21 protein-coding genes are annotated in these 22,093 nt (G+C 72.7%); 14 read left to right on the top strand and 7 right to left on the bottom strand.

The window, feature by feature from the left end:
* Nucleotides 1–197 precede the first annotated feature (197 nt).
* A complete protein-coding gene (locus tag GE300_RS10465) occupies nt 198–1,715 on the top strand; it encodes a helicase HerA-like domain-containing protein (RefSeq protein WP_154446505.1) in 1,518 nt (505 codons plus the stop codon).
* A gap of 14 nt (nt 1,716–1,729) precedes the next feature.
* Here the strand turns inward: GE300_RS10465 and GE300_RS10460 are convergent, their stop codons facing one another.
* The 6 genes from GE300_RS10460 to GE300_RS23545 all read right to left on the bottom strand — a co-directional run bounded on the left by GE300_RS10460 (nt 1,730) and on the right by GE300_RS23545 (nt 7,486).
* Nucleotides 1,730–2,470 carry a gamma-glutamyl-gamma-aminobutyrate hydrolase family protein gene (locus tag GE300_RS10460; protein ID WP_233416921.1) on the bottom strand — a complete coding sequence of 247 codons (741 nt, stop codon included), beginning with the start codon at nt 2,468–2,470 and terminating at the stop codon, nt 1,730–1,732.
* Nucleotides 2,455–3,423, bottom strand: a complete 969-nt coding sequence (locus GE300_RS10455; protein WP_154446504.1) for an amidoligase family protein — start codon at nt 3,421–3,423, stop codon at nt 2,455–2,457. The genes GE300_RS10460 and GE300_RS10455 overlap by 16 nt, the downstream gene beginning before the upstream one ends.
* Nucleotides 3,420–4,742 carry an HlyC/CorC family transporter gene (locus GE300_RS10450; RefSeq protein WP_154446503.1) on the bottom strand — a complete coding sequence of 441 codons (1,323 nt, stop codon included), beginning with the start codon at nt 4,740–4,742 and terminating at the stop codon, nt 3,420–3,422. The genes GE300_RS10455 and GE300_RS10450 overlap by 4 nt, the downstream gene beginning before the upstream one ends.
* A gap of 85 nt (nt 4,743–4,827) precedes the next feature.
* Complete coding sequence (locus tag GE300_RS10445) at nt 4,828–5,754, bottom strand: tyrosine recombinase (RefSeq protein WP_154446502.1); 927 nt, start codon at nt 5,752–5,754, stop codon at nt 4,828–4,830.
* Complete coding sequence (locus GE300_RS10440) at nt 5,751–7,349, bottom strand: hypothetical protein (RefSeq protein WP_154446501.1); 1,599 nt, start codon at nt 7,347–7,349, stop codon at nt 5,751–5,753. Before GE300_RS10440 ends, GE300_RS10445 begins: the two co-directional genes overlap by 4 nt.
* Nucleotides 7,350–7,351: 2 nt before the next feature.
* Nucleotides 7,352–7,486, bottom strand: coding sequence for a hypothetical protein (locus GE300_RS23545; protein ID WP_267905433.1), 135 nt, complete (start codon nt 7,484–7,486; stop codon nt 7,352–7,354).
* A 52-nt stretch (nt 7,487–7,538) separates the two neighbouring features.
* On the opposite strand from GE300_RS23545, the gene GE300_RS10435 reads away from it, so the two are divergent.
* Both GE300_RS10435 and aroB read left to right on the top strand, forming a co-directional pair.
* The gene (locus GE300_RS10435) at nt 7,539–8,195 is read left to right on the top strand and encodes a shikimate kinase (protein WP_154446500.1); all 657 of its coding nucleotides are present in this window, start codon (nt 7,539–7,541) and stop codon (nt 8,193–8,195) included.
* The gene (aroB, locus tag GE300_RS10430; RefSeq protein WP_154446499.1) at nt 8,195–9,340 is read left to right on the top strand and encodes a 3-dehydroquinate synthase; all 1,146 of its coding nucleotides are present in this window, start codon (nt 8,195–8,197) and stop codon (nt 9,338–9,340) included. Before GE300_RS10435 ends, aroB begins: the two co-directional genes overlap by 1 nt.
* Here aroB and GE300_RS10425 read toward each other — a convergent pair.
* Nucleotides 9,284–10,351 carry a DMT family transporter gene (locus tag GE300_RS10425; RefSeq protein ID WP_154446498.1) on the bottom strand — a complete coding sequence of 356 codons (1,068 nt, stop codon included), beginning with the start codon at nt 10,349–10,351 and terminating at the stop codon, nt 9,284–9,286. The genes aroB and GE300_RS10425 overlap by 57 nt on opposite strands.
* 148 nt (nt 10,352–10,499) lie before the next feature.
* On the opposite strand from GE300_RS10425, the gene GE300_RS10420 reads away from it, so the two are divergent.
* The 11 genes from GE300_RS10420 to GE300_RS10370 all read left to right on the top strand — a co-directional run bounded on the left by GE300_RS10420 (nt 10,500) and on the right by GE300_RS10370 (nt 22,092).
* Entirely contained in the window at nt 10,500–11,363 is an 864-nt protein-coding gene (locus GE300_RS10420) for a lysophospholipid acyltransferase family protein (RefSeq protein ID WP_154446497.1), read from the top strand.
* Nucleotides 11,364–11,369: 6 nt separating this feature from the next.
* Entirely contained in the window at nt 11,370–12,179 is an 810-nt protein-coding gene (locus tag GE300_RS10415; RefSeq protein ID WP_325063190.1) for a glutamate racemase, read from the top strand.
* Nucleotides 12,180–12,236: 57 nt separating this feature from the next.
* Entirely contained in the window at nt 12,237–13,265 is a 1,029-nt protein-coding gene (argC, locus tag GE300_RS10410; RefSeq protein WP_154446496.1) for an N-acetyl-gamma-glutamyl-phosphate reductase, read from the top strand.
* Nucleotides 13,266–13,272: 7 nt separating this feature from the next.
* On the top strand, nt 13,273–13,743 hold the full coding sequence (gene ccmE / locus GE300_RS10405; protein WP_154446495.1) for a cytochrome c maturation protein CcmE: 471 nt from the start codon (nt 13,273–13,275) through the stop codon (nt 13,741–13,743).
* Between the two features lie 77 nt (nt 13,744–13,820).
* Entirely contained in the window at nt 13,821–14,432 is a 612-nt protein-coding gene (locus GE300_RS10400; RefSeq protein ID WP_154446494.1) for a holin-associated N-acetylmuramidase, read from the top strand.
* Nucleotides 14,423–15,013, top strand: a complete 591-nt coding sequence (locus tag GE300_RS10395; RefSeq protein WP_154446493.1) for a holin family protein — start codon at nt 14,423–14,425, stop codon at nt 15,011–15,013. The genes GE300_RS10400 and GE300_RS10395 overlap by 10 nt, the downstream gene beginning before the upstream one ends.
* A 160-nt stretch (nt 15,014–15,173) precedes the next feature.
* Complete coding sequence (locus GE300_RS10390) at nt 15,174–17,150, top strand: heme lyase CcmF/NrfE family subunit (RefSeq protein WP_154446492.1); 1,977 nt, start codon at nt 15,174–15,176, stop codon at nt 17,148–17,150.
* 7 nt (nt 17,151–17,157) lie between these two features.
* A complete protein-coding gene (locus tag GE300_RS10385) occupies nt 17,158–17,640 on the top strand; it encodes a cytochrome c-type biogenesis protein (protein ID WP_154446491.1) in 483 nt (160 codons plus the stop codon).
* A gap of 70 nt (nt 17,641–17,710) precedes the next feature.
* Nucleotides 17,711–18,490, top strand: a complete 780-nt coding sequence (locus GE300_RS10380; protein WP_325063189.1) for an enoyl-CoA hydratase-related protein — start codon at nt 17,711–17,713, stop codon at nt 18,488–18,490.
* Between the two features lie 4 nt (nt 18,491–18,494).
* The gene (locus GE300_RS10375) at nt 18,495–19,274 is read left to right on the top strand and encodes a DUF817 domain-containing protein (protein ID WP_325063188.1); all 780 of its coding nucleotides are present in this window, start codon (nt 18,495–18,497) and stop codon (nt 19,272–19,274) included.
* 31 nt (nt 19,275–19,305) lie between these two features.
* A complete protein-coding gene (locus tag GE300_RS10370; RefSeq protein ID WP_154446490.1) occupies nt 19,306–22,092 on the top strand; it encodes a bifunctional [glutamine synthetase] adenylyltransferase/[glutamine synthetase]-adenylyl-L-tyrosine phosphorylase in 2,787 nt (928 codons plus the stop codon).
* The last annotated feature ends 1 nt before the right edge of the window (nt 22,093 follow it).

Raw genomic sequence — 22,093 nt, 5'->3', positions numbered from 1 at the left:
CCCGCGATGCGGCCGGCGGACCGGTCCGAAACCCTGCGCCGCGGCGCGAAAAAAAAAGGCCGCACCCAAACGGGTGCGGCAGGTCCAACAGGGAGGAAAAAGCGATTTGACGCAACGCGCCCGTTCGCTGGTAGATAATGTCCTACCACCGTTAATAATGTATGTAACAAACGGCACAAACAAGGCACGGGGCAGGGATGGCGCAAGAAAATACCATTTTTCTGGGGGGCGGGGGCCCGGAACAGCGCGATCCGCAGACGCTGGCGCTGAAATATGCGAACCGCCACGGGCTGATCGCCGGCGCCACCGGCACCGGCAAGACGGTGACGCTGCAGATCATGGCCGAGGCGTTCTCGGCCGCCGGCGTGCCGGTGTTCCTGGCGGACGTGAAGGGCGATCTGTCGGGCCTCGCGGTGCCGGGGGCGCCGACCGACCGGCTGCACGAGGCGCTGCAGACGCGCGCCGCGGCGATCGGACTCGACCCATACGGGTATCGCGCCTTCCCGGTGGTGTTCTGGGATGTATTCGGCGAATCGGGCCACCCGGTGCGCACCACCATCTCCGAGATCGGCCCGCTGCTGCTGTCGCGGCTGATGGAGCTGACCGAGGCGCAGGAGGGGGTGCTGAACATCGCCTTCCGCATGGCCGACGAGGAGGGGCTGGCGCTGGTCGATCTGAAGGACCTGCGGGCGCTGCTGGTCTGGCTGGGCGAGAACGCCAGGGAGCTGTCGCTGACCTGGGGCAACATCTCGACCGCCTCGGTCGGCGCGATCCAGCGGCGGCTGGTGGTGCTGGAGAACCAGGGCGGCGCGGGTCTGTTCGGCGAGCCGGCGCTGCAGCTTGCCGACATGACCGCCACCGGGGCGGACGGGCGCGGCCGGATTAACGTGCTGGCCGCCGACCGGCTGATGCAGGCGCCGCGGCTTTACGGCACCTTCCTGCTGTGGCTGCTGTCCGAGCTGTTCGAGGAACTGCCCGAGGTTGGCGATCCGGACAAGCCGAAATTCGTGTTCTTCTTCGACGAGGCGCATCTGCTGTTCGACGACGCGCCCAAGGCGCTGATCGACAAGGTCGAGCAGGTGGCGCGGCTGATCCGCTCCAAGGGCGTCGGCGTCTATTTCGTCACCCAGAACCCCGACGACGTGCCCGAGGACGTGCTGGGCCAGCTGGGCAACCGGGTGCAGCACGCGTTGCGCGCCTACACCCCGCGCGACCAGAAGGCGCTGCGGGCCGCCGCCACCACCTTCCGGCCCAACCCGCGGTTCGACACCGAGACCGCGATCCGCGAGGTCGGCGTCGGCGAGGCGCTGGTCTCGACCCTGCAGAAGAAGGGCGTGCCCGGCGTGGTCGAGCGGGTGATGATCCGCCCGCCGTCCTCGCGCCTGGGCCCGGCCAGCGCCGCCGAGCGCGCCGCGGCGATGCGCGACTCGCCCGTCGCCGGGCGCTACGATACCGCCGTCGACCCCGACTCGGCCTACGAGATCCTGCAGCGCCGCGCCGACGAGGCCGCGCGCGAGGCCGAGGCGGCCGAGGCGGCGGAGCAGGCCGAGGAGCGCGAGTTCAGGTCCGGGCACCGCTATTCCGGCGGGCGCGAGAAGGGCGGCGACGCCGGCCTGGGCGAGGTGCTGGTGCGCGAGGTCGTGCGCAGCGCCACCTCGCGATCGGGGCGGAAGTTCATCCGCGGCGTGCTGGGCGGGCTGTTCCGCGGCCGCTGAGACCTGGCGCGCGCTCAGAGCGGCTCCATCTCGTCCACCGCCTGCGCCTGGGCGCGGTGCTCGGCGCGGGCGCGGGCGGCCTCGACCAGCGCCTGGAAGATGCGCCGCTGGCGGCGGGCATAGATCAGGTGCTCGGGGTGCCACTGGACGCCGAGGTAGAAGTCGTCGCCTGTGCATTCCACCGCCTGCACCACGCCCGACGGCTCGCGCGCGGCGATGCGCAGGCCGCGGCCCAGGTCCGCCACCGACTGCGTGTGCAGCGCATTCACCCGCATCTCGTCCGGGCCCGAGATCCGCGCCAGGTAGGTGCCGCCGACCACCCGCACCGTCTTGCGCGGCAGCACCGTCCAGTGGCGGCGGGCGTCGGCGTAGACCGCGTAGATGTCCTGGTGCAGCGAGCCGCCGAGCGCGACGTTCATCATCTGCGCGCCGCGGCAGATCCCCAGCACCGGGCGGCGCAGCGTGCGCGCGTCGCGCACCAGCCGGCGTTCCAGCGCGTCGCGCTCGGGATCGACCCGGGCCTCGGGCATCAGCCGGCCGCCATACAGATCCGCCGAGATGTCGTCGCCGCCGCCGACGATCAGCCCGTCGACGTCGCGGATGCTGGCCGGCCGGCCGACGCGCCACCAGACCGCGCGCCCGCCGGCCAGCAGCACCGACAGGGCGATCGCGGGAAAGATCCGCCAGCCGCTGCGGGCCGAGGTGGTGATGCCGATCAGCGGCCGGTTGCGATAACGCCTCAGCAGTCGGTCCAAAGCCCGGCCTCGTCCAGCCGCGAGCGCACCAGCGGCCACCAGTCGCCGCGCACCGTGGTCCAGCTGTGGCGGTGCGCGCGCCAGTCGCCGGCCAGCGTCTCCAGCACGCCCCCGGCATCGGCGACGCGCTCGACCAGCACCCAGCGGTTCCACGCGTCGGCCATGGTCCAGCCGGGCTCGTCCAGCCGGCAGTCGGGCAGCCGGAAATGGAACGCCGGCCGCGCCGAAACCGGGTTGCCGGGCCCCAGCACGCGGTCGATCTGGTCGCGGTGCGCCAGCGCCAGCACCGGCATCATGTCCAGCGCCCGGTTGCGGGTCGGGTTGTGCATCAGGTAGAGCCGCGCCAGCGCCGCGCCGTCGGCCGGGGCCGGCTGCGTCGCCAGCGCGTCGACGAAGGCGCGCGGGTAGGGGTCGACGAACGGCAGCGCGCGGCGCGCGATGTCGATCTCGAACCGGTGCCGCAGCAGATCCTCGAGAAAGGCGAATGCGCGGATCACCGAATGCAGGTAGCCGGCGTCGAATGTGGCGCAGCCGATGTTGTAATGCATGCCGTAGGCGAACAGCGCCGAGGCGCGGGTGCCCTCGGCGCCGGCGTCGGCCAGCGCCCGCGCCAGCCGGTCCAGCGCCGGCAGATCGTCGACCTCGACCGGCGGGCAGACCAGCTCGACCGGGATCACCGGGCGCGCGACGCTGCGGCCCAGCCGTTCCAGATCGGTGCCGTCGGCCTTCAGCGCGGTGTCCAGCTCGACCCGGAACGCGCCCAGCGCGGTGCCGGTCACCACCCACACGTCGGTGCCGTCGGGCAGCGCGCTGCCGCCCAGCACCTCGGTCACGACCTCGGCCGCCGTCTCGGGGGTCAGGCCGCCGAATTCGAGCTCGGCGCCGACGCGGCGCGGCGCGCCGTCGGGGCCCTCGGGGCGTGGCAGGGGGTCGAACGGCGCAAGCTGCGTCATAGCCTGCGAACGCGCAACCGCGTCAGCCGGTTCCGCTCCCGCTTCATCACCTGGAAGCGGAAGCCGTGGAAGGTGAAGCTCTGGCCCTCGGTCGGGATCGTCTGCGCCTCGTGGATCACCAGCCCGGCGACGGTGTTCGCCTCGTCGTCGGGCAGCGACCAGTCGCAGGCGCGGTTCAGGTCGCGGATCGTCATGCTGCCGTCGATCAGCACCGAGCCGTCGGGCTCGGGCGTCAGCGTCTGCTCGTCCTCGTCGTGCTCGTCCGAGATCTCGCCGACGATCTCCTCGAGGATGTCCTCCAGCGTGATCAGCCCGCGCAGCGCGCCGTATTCGTCGACCACCAGCGCGAAATGCGTGCGGCGGCGCAGGAATTCGCGCATCTGGTCGTCCAGGGTGGTGGTCTCGGGGACGAAGTACGGCTCCATCGCCACGTCCATCACGTCGAAGTTGGCCAGGTTCTCCAGCCCGCCCTCGCTGGCGTTCAGGATCGTGTTCACGGCGCGCAGCAGGTCCTTGGCGTGGATCACGCCGACGATGTTCTCGGGGTCGTCCTTGTAGACCGGCAGCCGGGTGTAGGTCGAGCGCAGGCACTGGCTGAGGATCTCGGCCGGCGGCGCGTCGGCGTCGATCATCTCGATCGACTGGCGGTGCAGCATGATCTCCTCGACCTCGCGCTGGCCCAGGTCCAGCGCGCCCAGCAGCCGGTCGCGGTGCTCGCGCTCCACCGCGCCCTCGGAATGGTGCAGCGCGATGGCGCCGGCGATCTCTTCCTGTGCGGCCAGCACGCTGGCCGTCGGGTCGGTCTCGACCCCGAGCAGGCCCAGGATCGCGCGCACCAGCCAGCGCACCGCGTTGACCACCGGCGAGAACGCCCGCACCACCACGCTGATCACCGGCGCGACCCGGACCGCGGCGGTCTCGGGGTTGGTGATGGCGTAGGTCTTCGGCATCACCTCGGCGAAGATCAGCACTAGGGCGGTCATCACCAGCGTCGCCACCGCGACGCCGCTTTCGCCGAACATCAGCGTCAGCGCCGAGGTCGCCAGCGACGTCGCCAGGATGTTGACCAGGTTGTTGCCCAGCAGCACCGCGCCGATCAGCCGCTCGTTGTCCTCGGTCAGCTTCAGCGCCCGCTGCGCGCCGCGCTGGCCCTTGTCGGCCATGCCGTGCAGCTTGCCGCGCGAGGCGGCGGTCAGCGCGGTCTCCGAGCCCGAGAAGAACGCCGACAGCATCAGCAGCGCCAGCACCGCCGCCACCGTCAGCCAGAGCGCGGCGTTCCAGCCGGCGGCGGCGGTTTCGGTCATGATCTCGGTTTCCATCGCGGGCGTCCTGCGCAGTCTCGGTTGCTGGGTAGTTAGGGGCGCAGGGGGGGCGGTTGCAAGCGCGCCGCCCCGCGCGGCCGGCTCAGGCCAGCGGGTGCGTGTCCAGCACGATCCGCTTCAGCCGTTCCTCCAGCACGTGGGTGTAGATCTCGGTGGTGGCGACATCGGCGTGGCCCAGCAGCGCCTGGATCGAGCGCAGGTCGGCGCCGTTCGCCAGCAGGTGCGTGGCGAAGGCGTGGCGCAGCGTGTGCGGCGACACGCGGTCCGGCGCCAGGCCCGCCGTGGCGGCGAACTGCCTGACCAGCAGGAAGAACTGGGTGCGGGTGATGTGCCCGGCCTTCCCGCGCGAGGGGAACAGCAGCGCCGAGGCCGCGCGGCCGGTCCGCGCCGCCGCCGCGGCCTCGGCGGCGTCGCGCGCCGCCAGCCAGTCGGCCAGCGCGGCGCGCGCCGGGTCCGACAGCGGCACCATCCGCTCGCGCCCGCCCTTGCCGCGCACCAGCAGCATCCGCGGATCGCCGCGCGCCGCTGCCACGGGCAGCGAAACCAGTTCGGACACTCGCAGCCCGGTGGCGTAGAGCAGTTCCATCAGGCAGCGGTTGCGGGTGCGCTCGGCGGCGCCGCGCCCAGTGGCGGCGGCGGCGTCCAGCAGCGCGTCGACGTCGGTCTCGGACAGGGTGCCGGGCAGCTTGCGGCCCTGCCGCGGGCCGGGGATCAGCGCCGCCGGATCGTCGCCGCGAAAGCCCTCGGTGAAGGCGAAGCGGTAGAACCCCTTCAGCGCCGAAAGCCGCCGGGCGCGGGTGCTGGCGGCGCGGCCGTCCAGCTCCAGTGCCGACAGATAGTCCTCGATCTGCGCCCGGGTCGCGGTCTCGACCGTACCGCTGGCGCGGTGCAGGTGGCCGGCGAAATCGCGCAGGTCGCGGGCGTAGTTCTCGAGCGTGGCGCGGGCGGCGTTGCGCTCGACCTGCAGCGCCTCCAGGAACGGGCCGACCCAGGCGTGCGCCGCGCTCATGCCGGCGGCAGCAGCAGCAGCGTCTCGATCGCCACCTGGCGGGCGACGTCGTCCTGCCCGGCGGCGCGCAGCAGGTAGAGCGCGGCCTCCAGGTCGCCGGGGTCGATCTCGGGGCCCGGCTCGAGCAGGGCGAGGGTGCGCATCAGCGCCTCGCCGGTGAAGCCGCGCGCGATCAGCCGGCCGATCTGCAGCGCGTCCTCGGTCGGCGGCGCGTCGGTGGTCAGACCGGCCACCGCCGCCACCTGCAGCGGCGCCAGCGCCGCGGTGTCGGGCAGCGCCGGCGCGCCGGCGGCCAGCGCGGCCAGATAGCGGCTGGAGACGTCGTTGTCGTCGGGGAACCACGGCACCGCCGCGGCGTGCGCGCCGGCCAGCAGCAGCAGCGCGCCGACCTCCTGCCGCAGGTCGGCGGGATAGGCGTCCGGCGGCAGCGCCTTGAGCTGGCGCAGATAGACCTGCGCCAGCGCCGGGCGCAGGTCGACTTCCGAGAACATCCGGTCGGCGGCGCGCAGCGCCGGCACGATCGCCTGCGGGTCGGCCAGCGCCAGCGCCCGGTCCAGCGCCTGCACCGCCGCGGCCCGGTCCCAGACCCCGCCCGAGGCGGCGGGGGTGCCGGCGCGGTAGGCCTCGAACAGCAGCGCCGGCGGCATCGCGCCGGCGCGCACCAGCTTCTCGCGGGCGGTGATCCGGGTCTTCAGCGGGCTGTCGCCCGCGGCGTCGGGGACCAGGAACGCCAGCGGCAGCGCCCGCGCCGGGCGCGGCAGCGCCACGGCCTCGCGCACGACGTAGTCCAGCGTGGTCAGCGGCTCGGGGACCGGCGGCGGCTCCAGGCCCTCGAAGGCGGCGGGATCGAGGAACCAGGCCAGCGCGGTTTCCTGCGCCGGCGCGATGTCGCCGACCTCGCGGCCCAGGCTCAGGGTAAGCGCCGCCGCCGGCCAGTCGCCCAGCCGCGCCAGGCAGTAGACCCGCGCCGGCAGCGTCGGCGACAGCGCCGGCGAGCCGCGCAGCTGCTCGCACTCGTCGTCGACGCGCCCGGTCAGCAGGCCGATGTCGAAGGCGCGGCGGAACAACTCGGGATCGGTGACGCCGGCAGCGTCGACCAGCGCCTCGGCCGCGTCCAGCATGCCCGCCTCCATCAGCGCGTCGATGCGGGCCAGCAGCACGCGGTTTTCGGGCCCCGAGCCGGCGGGCGGCACGGTCTCAGTCAGCAGCAGCGTGCGGAACAGCGCGCGCGCCGCCGGCACGCCGCCGGCGCGATGTTCGGCGATCAGCCGGCGCACCCGCGGCGCCGAGGCGCCCCCCCACAGATCGCGCGGCAGTCCGGCGGCGTGCGGCGCCAGGATGCCGACGCCGTTGCGCGCCACCAGGTCCAGCGGCCGGGTCTCGATCACGCCGGGGTCGAACGGGCGCACCGTCGGCCGCGCGGCGCCGCCGGGGGCGGTGCCGTCAGGCGGCGCCGCGCCGGTGCGCAGCACCTCGGACAGCCAGGGAATGGCGCTGCGGGGCGGATCCTCGGCCGCCACGGTGGCCGGGGCGGCAAGGGCGAGCGCGGCGGCCAGGGCGGCGGCGAGGGCGGTGACGGAGCGGCGCGCGCGCATGGCTACTCCGCGGTCGGGGTCACGGGGACCACGACGCGTTCCACCGGCGGCGGCGGCGGCGCGATCAGCGCGTAGCCGACGAGGACCAGCGCCCCCAGCAGCAGCAGGTAGGCGAGATACTTGAATACCCGTCTCATCGGGGGGCCTGCCTCTCGTTTTGTGCGGGCGTCTGGCACGCCTCGTTTCGCTATGGAAACTACCCCGCCCTTCGGGTTACATCAATCGCCGACCGAGAGGAAACATCCACCCGTGACCGCCGCCACCGATCACAAAGTGACCGTCGTGCTGACCCGACCGCTGGTTCTGGTCGGGCTGATGGGGGCGGGAAAGACCAGCGTCGGCAAGCGGCTGGCGGCGATACTGAACGTGCCGTTCCGCGATTCCGACCACGAGATCGAGGCCGCCGCCGGGCTGGAGGTGCGCGAGATCTTCGAAAGATTCGGCGAACCCTACTTCCGCGACGGCGAGGCGCGGGTGATCCGCCGCCTGCTGGCCGACGCGCCTGGCATCCTCGCCACCGGCGGCGGCGCGTTCATGTCCGAGCCGCTGCGCCAGGAGATCGCCCGCAGCGCCTGCTCGGTCTGGCTGGACGCCGAGCTGGACACGCTGTGGCAGCGGGTCAAGGACCGCCCGACACGGCCGCTGCTGCAGCAGCCCGAGCCGCGCAAGGTGCTGGCTGCGCTGCTGGAGTCGCGCGCGCCGGTCTACGCCGGGGCCGACGTGCGGGTGCGCTCGGAGCCGGGGCTCAGCCACGAGCAGATGGCCCGGCGGATCCTCGAGGGCGTGCGCGCGCATGACCTGGCGCACCCCGGCCGTCCGCCCGCCCTGGAGAAGAAGACCGGCTGATGAACGCTCCGCCCGACACCGCCGCCGACGTCCGCACCGTCACCGTGGACCTGCCGGGGCGCGCCTACCCGATCCGGATCGGCGCCGGGCTGATCGCCCGTGCCGGCGCCGAGATCGCGCCGTTCCTGGCCCGCCGCCGGGTGTTCGTGCTGACCGACGAGACCGTCGCCGGGCACCACCTCGAGACGTTCCGCGCCGCCTGCGCCGCCGAGGACATCGCCGTCGAGGCGCTGGCGCTGCCGGCCGGCGAGGCGACCAAGGGCTGGCCGCAGCTGCAGCGCGCGGTCGAGTGGCTGCTGGAGGCAAGGGCCGAGCGGCGCGACCTGGTGGTGGCGCTTGGCGGCGGGGTGATCGGCGATCTGGCCGGATTCGCCGCCGCGATCCTGCGCCGCGGCGTCGGTTTCGTGCAGGTGCCGACCACGCTGCTGGCGCAGGTCGACAGCAGCGTCGGCGGCAAGACCGGGATCAACTCGCCGCGCGGCAAGAACCTGATCGGCGCCTTCCACCAGCCGCGGCTGGTGCTGGCCGACGTCGCGGTGCTGGAGACGCTGGCCGCGCGCGATTTCCTTGCCGGCTATGGCGAGGTGGTGAAGTACGGGCTGCTGGGCGACGCGGATTTCTTCGCCTGGCTGGAGCAGGCCGGCCCGACCCTGGCCGGCGACCGCGACGCGCGGCTGCGCGCGGTCGAGCATTCCTGCCGGATGAAGGCCGGGATCGTGCTGCGCGACGAGACCGAGCAGGGCGAGCGGGCGCTGCTGAACCTCGGCCACACCTTCTGCCACGCGCTGGAGGCGGCGACCGGCTATTCCGACCGGCTGCTGCACGGCGAGGGCGTCGCCGTCGGCTGCGCGCTGGCCTTCGAGGTCTCGGCCCGGATGGGGCTGTGCAGCCAGGAGGAGCCCTCGCGCGTGCGCGCGCACCTGCGCGCGATGGGGATGAAGACCGACCTGGCCGACATTCCCGGCGACCTGCCGGACGCGGATGCGTTGCTGGAGCTGATGGCGCAGGACAAGAAGGTGCAGGACGGCCGGCTGACCTTCATCCTGGCGCGCGGCATCGGCCGGGCCTTCGTCGCCGGCGACGCCGACCTAGACGTCGTGCGCGGCGTGCTGCGCGACGCGCTTGCGCAGCGGAAACGCGCCTGAGGCCAGCGCCACCCCGGCCGAGACGACCGCGATGCCGGCGGCCTTGACCGGGCCGATCGCCTCGCCCAGCAGGGCCCAGCCGCCCACTGCCGCCAGCACCGGCACCAGCGCCGCGAAGGCGGCGCTGCGCGACGCGCCCAGATGCCGGACCGCGTAGAAGAAGGTGAAAGTGGCGACGAACCCCGACAGCACGCCCTGCACCAGCACCTGCAGCGCCAGGCTGCGCGGCGGCAGCGCGGTGAAGTCGACGCCCACGACCAGCGCCATCGCCCCCAGCACAACCGCCGACCAGAAGCACAGCACCGCACCGGCCACCGCCGGCGCCAGCCCCGAGCGGCGGAACAGCACGGTGTAGGCCGCCCAGGACAGCGCCGCACCGGTGAACATCAGGTGCCCGCGCCAGGCACCGGTGCCGGCGTTGGCGGCCGCCTCCCAGCCGCCGACCGCCAGCGCGCCGGTGACGATCATCGCGAACCCCGCCATCTGCAGGCGCGAGAACCGCTCGCCCAGCAGCGCGGCGGACAGCAGCGCGACATAGAGCGGCAGCATCGACGGCGTGAACACGCCGCTGTCGGCGACCGGCGCGAACCGCAGGCCGCCGGCGAGCAGCAGGATGAACAGCACGCCGCCGAACAGCGGCAGCAGCACCAGGTCCGCCGGGCGCACGCCGCGCGGTACCGGGCCGTGGCGCAGCAGCACCGGCAGGAACAGCACCGCGCCGGTGCCGAAGCGCACCAGCGCCACCTCCAGCGGGCCCATGCGCGCGGTGACGGCGGCGCGGGTGGCGACCAGGAACGAGGCCCAGATCAGGATCGTCAGCGCCAGCGCCGCCGGCGCCTTCCAGCCGGCGGGGCGGTCTGGCGGCCGGTCGGGGGCCGGATGGGCGGGGCCGGTTGCCGGACGGGCGGGGCCGGGTGCCGGACGGGCGGGGCCGGGGGCCGGATGGGCGGGGCCGGGGGCCGAACGGGCGGGGCCGGGGGCCGGGTGGTCGCGTCTCGGGGGCTGGCGCATGGCGGGCAATCTCGGCGGCGGCGCGGCGCCGGTCAAGGCGCTTCGCGCTTGACGCGGCACGCCGGGTCGGTGATCTCGCAGATCGACGCGCCGGGTGGACAACCACCGGGGGCGATCCCAATATAGCCGGAAGGAGGATGCCCGAGCGATGCACAAGGTCCCACGCGTGACGCGCGAGATCAGCTATGCCCACTCCGCCCGGACCAAGGCCGGGCGCGGCCTGATCCGGCTGACCGAGAACCTGACCGGGCGGATCAGCCTGATCCGCATGGCGCGCGGCTACGAGCGCGAGGTCAGCGCCGGCGAGGATTTCTGGCAGGTGATGGTGCGCCGCTACGGGCTGGGGCTGGACGTGCGCGGCGGTTCGCTCGACAACATCCCGAAGCAGGGGCCGCTGGTGGTGATCTCGAACCATCCCTACGGCATCCTCGACGGGCTGATGATGGGCTACATCCTGTCCACCACCCGCGGCGATTTCCGGATCATGGCGCACCAGGTGTTCCGCAAGGCGTCCGAGCTGGACCGGGTGATCCTGCCGATCAGCTTCTCCGAGACCAAGGAGGCGACGCAGCTGAACCTGGACACGCGCCGGACGGCGATCTCGTACCTGTCCGAGGGCGGCTGCGTCGGCATCTTCCCCGGCGGCACGGTGTCGATGCCGCTCAAGCCGTTCGGACGGCCGATGGACCCCAGCTGGCGGCGCTTCACCGCCAAGCTGATCGCCAAGTCGGGCGCGCAGGTGGTGCCGGTGTTCTTCGACGGCCACAACAGCCGCATGTTCCAGGTCGCCAGCCACATCCACTTCACCCTGCGCATGGCGCTGCTGATCAACCAGTTCAAGTCCCGCGTCGGCGAGAAGGTGCCGGTGGTGATCGGCAACCCGCTGCCGCCCGAGGATCTTGCCAGATACGGCCGCGATCCCAAGGGGATGATGGATTATCTTCGCACCGAAACCTACAAGCTGAGCCCGGAGCCGATTTCCGACTACGGCTACGGCTTCGACTTTCCCTGACCAGCGGTGCCGATCGGCGTCTTCGACAGCGGCCTGGGCGGGCTGACGATCCTGGGCCGGCTGCAGGCGGCGCTGCCGGGGCAGGACTTCCTGTATCTGGGCGACAACGCCAACGCGCCCTACGGCGTGCGTGGCGCGCGCGAGATTTTCGATCTGACCGCAAGGGGTTGCGAGGCGCTGTTCGTGCGCGGCTGCACGCTGGTGATCCTCGCCTGCAACACCGCCTCGGCGGTGGCGCTGCGGCAGATGCAGGAGTTCTGGGTGCCCGCCGACCGCCGCGTGCTGGGGGTGTTCGTGCCGATGATCGAGACGATCATCGCCCGGCCCTGGGCGCTGCGTGGCCCGGCGGTGCCCTCGCCGGTGCGCGACATCGCGCTGTTCGCGACGCCCGCGACCGTCGACAGCGGCGCCTTCACCCGCGAGCTGGTGCTGCGCGCCCACGGTGCGCGGGTGCTGGAGGTGCCGTGCCCCGGGCTGGTCGACGCGCTCGAGACCGGCGACGCGGCGGCGGCGGGCGCGGTGGTGGTGCGCGCCGTCGGCTGGGCGCTGCAGGGGATGCCGGCGCCGCAGGTGGTGGCGCTGGGATGCACGCACTACCCGCTGGCGCGCGGCGCCTTCGCCCGGGCGCTGCCGGCGGGCACGCGGATCCTCAGCCAGGGCGACGTGGTGGCGGCCAGCCTCGGGGACTATCTTGGCCGGCATCCGCAGTTCGCGGGAACGGGCGAGAGCCGGTATCTGACCACAGGTGATCCGGCTGCCGTCGGCGCGGCGGCCAAGCGTCTGCTGGGCAGCGACCTTCCGTTCCATCGAGCGTGAATTGCGCGCCGCCGCCGAAAGGACTATCTGAAGCCTCGCAACACACGGAGTTCTGGCATGGAAAAGGCGCGGATCGCGATCCTTGGCGCAAGCGGCTATACCGGGGCGGAGCTGGTCCGCCTGATCGCCACCCATCCCGGCATGCGCATCTCCGCGCTGACCGCCGAGCGTCGCGCGGGCGAGGAAATGTCTTCGGTGTTTCCGCACCTGCGCCATCTGGACCTGCCCAGGCTGGTGAAGATCGACGAGGTCGATCCCGGTGACGTGGAGCTTTATTTCTGCGCGCTGCCGCATGCGACGACGCAGGAGGTGATCTCGGCCCTGCCGCGCAACAAGATGATCGTCGACCTGTCCGCCGACTTCCGGCTGGACGATCCGGCGGCCTACAAGGAATGGTACGGCCACGACCACCTGGCGCTGGATCTGCAGGAAGAAGCCGTCTACGGCCTGACCGAGTTCTACCGCGACCGGATCAAGGGCGCGCGGCTGGTCGCCGGTACCGGCTGCAACGCGATCACCGGCCAGTTGGCGGTCACGCCGCTGCTGAAGGCGGGCGTGATCGACCCGGACGAGATCATCATCAACCTGGCCACCGGCGTCTCGGGCGCGGGCCGCGCGCCGAAGGAGGGCACGCTGCACGCCGAGGTCTCGGAAGGCTTCCACGCCTACAACATCGCCCGGCACCGGCACATCGCCGAGTTCGAGCAGGAGTTTTCCAAGGCCGCCGGCCGCCCGGTCAGCCCGACCTTCGTGCCGCACCTGCTGCCGCAGAACCGCGGCATCCTGGCGACCGTCTATGTGAAAGGCGCGGCGCAGGAGATCCACGCCGCCCACGCCGCCGCCTTTCGCGACGAGCCGTTCGTCACCGTGCTGCCGTTCGGCGAGGCGCCGGCGACGCGGCATGTGCGCGGCTCGAACCATGCGCATATCGGTGTGGTGGCCGACCGCCGACCGGGGCGGGCGATCGTGTTCGCGGCCCTCGACAACCTGGTCAAGGGCGCCTCGGGGCAGGCGATCCAGAACGCCAACCTGATGCTGGGCCTGCCCGAAACCATGGGGCTGGAAGCGGCCCCGCTGTTTCCGTGAGGGTGCCATGGCCGGTCTGAAGAAGAAACGCAGGATCCAGCTGATCCTGATCGGCGCGGCGATGCTGGGCACGGCCAGCGCGCTGGTGATCTTTGCCGGGCGCGACGCGTTCGAGTTCTTCCGCTCGCCCTCGGACATCGCCGCCGAGCCGCCGCGCCCCGGCGAGCGGTTCCGCCTCGGCGGGCTGGTCAAGGAAGGCAGCTGGCAGCGCGGGCCGGTGCACCGTTTCGTGGTGACCGACCTGAACGCCGACTACCCGGTCGAATACACCGGCATCGTGCCCGACCTGTTCTCGGAGGGGCAGGGCACCGTCGTCACCGGCACCATCGAGAATGGCGTGTTCGTCGCCACCGACGTGCTGGCCAAGCACGACGAGACCTACATGCCGCGCGAGGTGATCGACAGCCTGAAGGAACAGGGCGTCTACCGCGACGGCGCGGCCGGTGGCGATGGTGGCGATGGTGGCGGTGGCAGCTGAGCCTTAACGGAACCTGAACCCCGGCCTGCTACGGTGCGGACGATTATCCGAAAATCGTCATCATGAGGAGCTGGCCGATGCAGAGCGTCGATGCCATCGCGCGCGAGATCGTCGCGCGGGAAGGCGGCTATGTGAACGACCCCGACGATCCGGGCGGGGCGACGAAATACGGGGTCACGGTGCATACCATGCGCCGCCTGGGCCTGGACCTTGACGGCGACGGCGACGTGGACGCCGCCGACGTGCAGCGGCTGACCGTCGATCAGGCGGTCTCCATCTTCAGGACCCACTACTTCGAGAAGCCGGGCATCGCCCGGCTGCCGGTCGCGCTGCAGGCCACGGTGTTCGACATGTACGTCAACGCCGGCTCCAACGCGGTGAAGATCCTGCAGCGCCTGCTGGCCGAGTTCGGCGAGCCGGTCGCGGTGGACGGCGTACTGGGGCCGCTGACCGCGGCCGCCACGGCGCGCGCCTGGGCCCGGGCCGGCGACTATCTGGTCGACGCCTACGGCATCGCGCGGCGCAACTACTACTATGCGCTGGCCGACAGCCGGCCGGCCTCGCGCAAGTACGCGCGGCGCCGCGACGGCGGCAAGGGCGGCTGGATCGCCCGCGCCGAGGCGTTCGTCTCGGCCCGGTTCCGCCTGACGGACGCGCAGCACCGCGCGCGGGTGGCGTCATGGGCGTGATGCAGGCCCTGGGCCTGATCCCGGCGCTGCGCCGCACCGCCGAGGTCTTCGTCGCCAACCGCACCGAGCGCGCCCGGCAGGAGCATGCCGAGAACATCGCCAGCCTGGAGCAGCTGGGCACCGAGTTCGCCCGGCCCCGCGCCGGTGTGTTCGACGGTCTGGTCGACGCGCTCAACCGCCTGCCGCGCCCGGCGCTGGCGCTGGGCACGCTGGGCCTGTTCGGCTTCGCCATGGCCGATCCGGTCGCCTTCGGCGTGCGGATGCAGGGACTGGCACTGGTGCCCGAGCCGCTGTGGTGGCTGCTGGGCGCGATCGTCAGCTTCTATTTCGGCGCACGCGAGCTGAACTATTTCCGCGGCGCCCGCGCCGCGACCGACCCGGCGGCGGTGTCGCGCACCGTGGACGCGATGACGCAATTGCGCACGCTGGCCGCGCCCGAGGCCCCCCCCGAGGCCCCCGCACCCGAGGCCCCCGCACCCGAGGCACCGGAGGCGCGCGCCCCGCTCGGGGTCGACCCGGCCGCGGCCAACCCGGCGCTGGCCGAGTGGCGCGCGCGGCAGTCGCAACAGTCGCGGCAATGACGATCCGGCGGCCCGCAGCCTGCGGGCCGCCGCCCCCGATCCCCGGCGAGCCGCGTCCGGCGCCGCAACCCGCCGCCCGCTGACGGACCCGTGAGCGCAGGAATTGCGGATTTGAACCTTCCGCCGCGCTTGCCTATCCTGCACCCCGAAAGGGGACGTCATGAACGCGGAATTCGGACATCTTGCCGTGATCCTGGCCTTCATGGTCGCCATCGTGCAGATGGCCGTGCCGCTGACCGGCGCGTTGAAGGGCTGGCAGAACTGGATGGCCGTCGCCGTGCCGGCGGCGCTGCTGCAGGCGGCGCTGATCGCGCTGTCGTTCGCCAGCCTGACCTGGGCGTTCGTGACCTCGGATTTCTCAGTCGCGCTGGTGGCGAACAACTCGCATTCCGCCAAGCCGATGATCTACAAGATCTCCGGCACCTGGGGCAACCACGAGGGCTCGCTGCTGCTGTGGGTGCTGATCCTGACGCTGTTCGGCGCCGCGGTGGCGCTTTGGGGCCGGGCGCTGCCGGGCCGGCTGAAGGCGCTGGTGCTGTCGGTGCAGGCCAGCATCGCGGTCGCGTTCCTGGCCTTCCTGCTGTTCACCTCGAACCCGTTCGAGCGGCTGGCGGTGCCGCCGCTCGACGGCAACGACCTGAACCCGCTGCTGCAGGATCCCGGCCTCGCCTTCCATCCGCCGTTCCTCTACCTCGGCTACGTCGGGCTTTCGATGGCGTTCTCGTTCGCGATCGCCGCGCTGATCGACGGGCGCGTCGATCCGGCCTGGGCGCGCTGGGTGCGGCCGTGGACGCTGGCGGCCTGGCTGTTCCTGACCATCGGCATCGGCATCGGCTCCTGGTGGGCCTACTATGAACTGGGCTGGGGCGGCTGGTGGTTCTGGGACCCGGTCGAGAACGCCAGTTTCATGCCCTGGCTGTTCGCCACCGCGCTGCTGCATTCCGCCATCGTCGTCGAGAAGCGCAACACGCTGAAAAGCTGGACCATCCTGCTGGCGATCCTGGCGTTCAGCTTCTCGCTGATCGGCACCTTCATCGTCCGTTCGGGGGTGATCACCTCGGTGCACGCCTTCGCCAACGATCCGACGCGCGGCATGTTCATCCTGCTGATCCTGGCGGTGTTCATCGGCGGCGCGCTGACGCTCTATGCGTTCCGGGCCAACGCGCTGAGGTCGGATTCGGTGTTCTCGCTGGTCAGCCGCGAAAGCGCGCTGGTGATGAACAACCTGCTGCTGGTGGTGGCGGCGCTGGTGGTGTTCGTCGGCACCGTCTGGCCGCTGGTGGCCGAAATGGCCACCGGCCGCAAGCTGTCGGTCGGCCCGCCGTTCTTCAACCTCTCGTTCACGCCGTTCATGGTGGCGCTGGCGATGATGCTGCCGCTGGGCGCGATCCTGCCGTGGAAGCGGGCCAGGCCGGGCCGGGCGATGAGGCCGCTCTGGGGTCCGCTGGCGCTGAGCGTGGCGCTGGGCGCGCTGGTCTGGTCGCTGCAGACCGGCGGGCGGATGCTGGGGCCGGTCGGCGCGGTGCTGGCGACCTGGGTCCTGCTCGGTGCGCTCGCCGACCTCGGGCAGCGGGCACGGGTCGGCAAGGCCGGCGCGGGCGAGGTGCTGCGCCGGCTCGGCAGCCTGCCGCGCGCCGACTGGGGCAAGGCGGTGGCGCACGGCGGCATGGGGGTGATGATCTTCGCCATCAGCGCGATCACCGCCTGGCAGCAGGAGGACATCCGCGTCGTCCAGCCCGGCGAACGCTTCGCCTTCGCCGGCTACGAGCTGACGCTGGAACGGGTAGAGCGGGTCGAGGGGCCGAACTACAGCTCGGACATGGCGTTCATCGCGCTGGACCGCGACGGACGGCGGATCGCCACGCTGACGCCGGAAAAGCGCTTCTACCCCGTGCAGCGCTTCCCGACCACCGAGGCGGGGATCGACCTGGGCGTCACCCGCGACGTCTACGTGGTGATCGGCGAGCAGCAGCCGGATGGCGGCTGGGTGGTGCGCAGCTTCGTCAAGCCGTTCGCCAACTGGCTGTGGGCGGCAGTGGCGTTCATGGCGCTGGGCGGCGTGCTGAGCCTGACCGACCGCCGCTACCGCCTGGGCGCTGCGGTGCGCCCGGCGGCGCGCGCGGTGCCGGCGGAATGAGGCCGGCATGAGGCTGGTCCTCGCCCTCTGCCTGGCGCTGCTGGCGCTGCCCGCGCAGGCGGTGCAGCCCGACGAGGTGCTGGACGATCCCGTGCTCGAGGCGCGCGCGCGCGCGCTGAGCAAGGAGATCCGCTGCCTGGTCTGCCGCAACGAGAGCATCGACGAATCGAACGCCGATCTGGCCCGCGATCTGCGCATCCTGGTGCGCGAGCGGCTGGTGGCCGGCGACAGCGACGCGCAGGTGCTGACCTTCCTGGTCGACCGCTACGGCGAGTATGTGCTGCTCAGGCCGCGCTTCACCGCCGGAAACGCGGCGCTGTGGCTGGCGGCTCCGGCGCTGCTGCTGCTGGGCGGCGGCGTCGCCGTGGTCTTCGTGCGGCGCCGTGCCCGCATCGCCGCGTCGCCCGGGGCCGGTGGCCCCGACCGCCCGCTCAGCCCCGACGAGCAGGCCCGGCTGGACGCGCTGCTGAAGGACGGCGGCGGCCGCTGACGCCACGTTTCGGCTTTCCAAGCCGCGCGCGCCCCGGCTAGGGTCGCGCCGAACAGGCGGAGGGCCGGGCGTGAGCGACTACCAGACCATCCTTTTCGACGTGGCCGACGCCGTCGCCACCATCACCCTGAACCGGCCGCAGGTGAAGAACGGGCTGAACCCGCAGATGCGGGCCGAGATCCTGCACGCGGTGCGCCACGCCCCGGAACAGGCCCGCGCGCTGGTGCTGACCGGGGCCGGCGACGCGTTCTGCTCGGGGCAGGACCTGGGCGACCGCCGGCATGCCTCGGACCTCGACATCGAGCGCACGCTGCGCGAGGAATACGAGCCGATGCTCAAGGCGATCTACGACTGCCCGATCCCGACCATCGCCGCGGTCAACGGCGCCGCGGCGGGGGCCGGGGCCAACCTGGCGCTGGCGGCGGACGTGGTGATCGCGGCGCGATCGGCGGTGTTCATCCAGGCCTTCGCCCGCATCGGCCTGATCCCCGACGCCGGCGGCACCTACTGGCTGCCGCGCCAGGTCGGCTTTGCCCGCGCCATGGGCGCGGCGCTGTTCGCCGACCGGATCCCGGCCGAAAAGGCCGAACGCTGGGGCATGATCTGGGAAGCGGTGGACGACGCCGACTTCGCCGCCACGGTGCGCGGCCGCGCCACGCTGCTGGCGCAGGGGCCGACGGCGACGCTGCGGCGGATCAAGCAGGCGCTGCGCCAGAGCTACGGCAACACGCTGGACCAGCAGCTCGACCTCGAGGCGCATCTGCAGGGCGAGGCGGGAAGGACCCGCGACTTCATCGAGGGCGTGCTGGCCTTCACCGAGAAGCGCGCGCCGAAGTTCGAGGGCCGCTGACCCGGTGCGCCGGGCGGCGCGCGAGTTCTGGTGGTTCGGGCTGAAGCAGGCCTGGGCCTGCCTGTTCGGCGGGCTGATGCTGGCGCTGATCCTGGGCACGAAGTTCCTGTACCCCGGCGATGCCTGGCTGCCGCGCTACGACTTCCTGTTCCTCGCCGCGCTGGCGATCCAGGGCGGGCTGCTGGCGCTGCGGCTGGAGACCTGGTCCGAGGCGCGGGTGATCCTGCTGTTCCACCTCGTCGGCACGGTGATGGAGCTGTTCAAGACCCATGTCGGCAGCTGGATCTACCCCGAGGAGGCGGTCTTCCGCATCGCCGGCGTGCCGCTGTTCTCGGGGTTCATGTACTCCAGCGTCGGCAGCTATCTGGCGCGGGTCTGGCGGATCTTCGACTTCCGCTTCACCCGCTACCCGCCGCCGGTCGCCACCGCCGCGGTCGCCGCGCTGTCGTACGTCAACTTCTTCACCCATCACTACGCCACCGACCTGCGCGTGCCGCTGATCCTGGCGACGCTGGCGCTCTATGCCCGGACCCGGGTGTACTACACGCCGCGCGCGCTGCGGCTGCGGATGCCGCTGTGGCTGGGGTTCGGGCTGGTGGCGCTGTTCATCTGGCTGGCCGAGAACATCGGCACCTTCGGCGGCGCCTGGGTCTACCCCGACCAGGCCGACGGCTGGAAGATCGTCGGCCTGTCCAAGCTGGGCGCATGGTACCTGCTGATGATCCTTAGCTTCGTCATGGTGACATGGGTGCAGCCGCCGCGGCGGGAACACGCGCGCCCTTGACCGCGCCCGGCGCTCGGGGAACGGTGCGGCCATGAGCTTCGCATCCGCCGTCACCAGCGCGCCGATCCCCTACGACCCGGCCAAGGGCGCCGAGGCCGCCGCCCGCGTCGCCGGCACCGGCGCGGCGTTCGAGGCGCTGGTCGCCGGCGCCGCCGGCTGCGCGCCGCACCTGGCGCATCTGGCCGAGGCCGAGGCCGACTGGCTGCTGGAGGCGGCGCGCGGCACGCCCGAAGCCGCGCTTAAGGACGCGCTGGCCGGCGCGCGCGGCGGCGAGCTGCACGATCTGGCCTCGCGCCTGCGCCGCGCCAAGCGCCGCATCGGCCTGCTGACCGCGCTGGCCGACCTGGGCGGCGTCTGGGGGCTGGACGAGGTCACCGGCGCGCTGTCCCGGCTGGCCGACGAGGCGCTGCAGACCTGCGCCGAACTGCTGGTCGCCGAGGCGCGGCAGGCCGGGCGGCTGCCGCCGACCGACGCCCCCTGCGGCGGGCTGGTGATCCTGTCGATGGGCAAGCTGGGCGCGGTCGAGCTGAACTATTCCTCGGACATCGACCTGATCGCGCTGTTCGACGAAGGCAACTACCCGCCCGACGACTACGCCACCGTGCGCAAGCAGTTCATCCGCATCGTGCAGCGGATGATGAAGCTGATGTCCGAGGAAACCGGCGAGGGCTACGTCTTCCGCACCGACCTGCGGCTGCGCCCCGACCCGTCGGTGACGCCGGTGTGCATCGGCATGGGCGCGGCGGAATACTACTACGAAAGCCAGGGCCGCACATGGGAGCGGGCGGCCTTCATCCGCGCCCGCGTCAGCGCCGGCGACCGGGCGGCCGGGCAGCGATTCCTCGACGATCTGACGCCGTTCATCTGGCGCCGGCACCTGGATTTCGCCGCGATCGAGGACGCCCACGACATGCGCCGCCGGATCCGCGAGCACAAGGGCCTGACCGGCGCCTTCCGGCTGCCCGGCCACAACGTCAAGCTGGGCCGCGGCGGCATCCGCGAGATCGAGTTCTTCGTGCAGACCAACCAGCTGATCTGCGGCGGGCGCGACCCCAGCCTGCGCGAATCGCGCACCCGCCCGGCGATGGCGGCGCTGGCCCGGGCCGGCTGGGTGCCGCAGGCGCTGGCCGAGGAGCTGGCGCAGGCCTATGTCGACCACCGCACGCTGGAACACCGGATCCAGATGATCGAGGACGCGCAGACCCATCTCTATCCGGCCGACCGGCACGGCCGCGACCGGATGGCGGCGTTCTGCGGCGCCGACGACCGCGACGCGTTCGAGGCCGGGCTTGCCGAACGCTTCGAGCGCGTGCACCGGCTGGCCGAGGATTTCTTCGCCCCCGACGAGCCCGACCGCGAGGGCGGCGAGGGCTGGGACGCCTTTCCCGACCCCGAGCGCACCCGCGAGGTGGTGGAAAGCTGGGCCCGGCTTCCGGCGCTGCGGTCCGAGCGCGCGCAGCGCATCTTCGGCCGGCTGAAGCCGCAGGCGGCGGCGCGGCTGTCGGGCGCGGCGCGGCCCGATCTGGCGCTGGAATCCTTCGACCGCTTCCTGCGCGGGCTGCCCGCCGGGGTGCAGGTGTTCTCGCTGTTCGACGCCAACCCGCAGATCCTCGATCTGCTGCTCGACGTCTGCGCCACCGCGCCGCGGCTGGCGGACCACCTGGGCCGGCGCGCCGGGGCGCTGGACGCGGTGCTCAGCGGGCGCTTCTTCGATCCGCTGGCGCCGGTGCCCGCGCTCGAGGCCGAGCTGGCCGAGGCGCTGGCCGCCGCCGACGGCTACGAGGCGGTGCTGGACGCCGCCCGCGTCTGGGCGCGCGAGCAGCGCTTCCGCGTCGGCGTGCAGCTGCTGCGCCGGATCGCCAGCCCGGACGAGGCCGGCGCCGCGTTCTCGGCGGTGGCCGAGGCGGTGCTGCGCGCGCTGCTGCCGCACGTGATCGCCGAGCACGCCCGCAAGCACGGCGCGCCGCCCGGCGGCGGCGTGGCGGTGCTGGCGCTGGGCAAGCTGGGCTCGTCCGAGATGACGGCGGCCTCGGACCTGGACCTGATCATCGTCTACGACGCCGCGCCCGACATGACCTCCGAGGGGCGGCGGCCGCTGGCGGCCTCGGCCTACTACGCGCGGCTGACCCAGGCGCTGGTGTCGGCGCTCAGCGCGCCCACCGCCGAGGGCGAGCTTTACGAGGTCGACATGCGGCTGCGCCCGTCGGGGCGGCAGGGGCCGGTGGCGACCTCGCTCAGCGGCTTTGTCGCCTACCACGCCGAGCGCGCCTGGACCTGGGAGCATCTGGCGCTGACCCGCGGCCGCGTCGTCGCCGGGCCGGACCCGCTGTGCGCCGCGCTGCGCCGGGCGATGGCAGACACGCTGGACGCGCCGCGCGACCGCGCCAAGGTGCTGGCCGACGTGCGCGAGATGCGGGCGCGGATCGCCGAAAGCCGGCAGACCGACGATCCCTGGGCGATGAAGGAGCGCCCGGGCCGGCTGCGCGACATCGAGCTGGCGCTGCAGACCGGCAAGCTGCTGACCCCCGGCATCACCGCCTGCGCGCCGCGCCGGATGATCGACCCGTTGGCGAAGGCGGGATTCCTGACCGGCGACGAGGCCGACCACCTGCGCACCGCCGTCGCCCGGCTGATGGGGCTGCAGCACTACGCGCGGCTGGCGCTGTTCGGCGATTTCGACGTCGAAAGCGGCGGCCCGGGGCTGAACGCGCTGGTCGCCGAGGCCGGCGGCGCCGGGAACATCGAGGCGCTGCGCGTGCAGCTGGCCGAGGACGCCGAGCGGTCCGAGCGGATCGTGACCCGCGTGCTGGAGGGGTAGC

The sequence above is a fragment of the Halovulum marinum genome (genome assembly GCF_009697225.1).
GTDB lineage: Bacteria > Pseudomonadota > Alphaproteobacteria > Rhodobacterales > Rhodobacteraceae > Halovulum > Halovulum marinum.
This window is presented reverse-complemented; position numbering and strand designations above follow the sequence as displayed.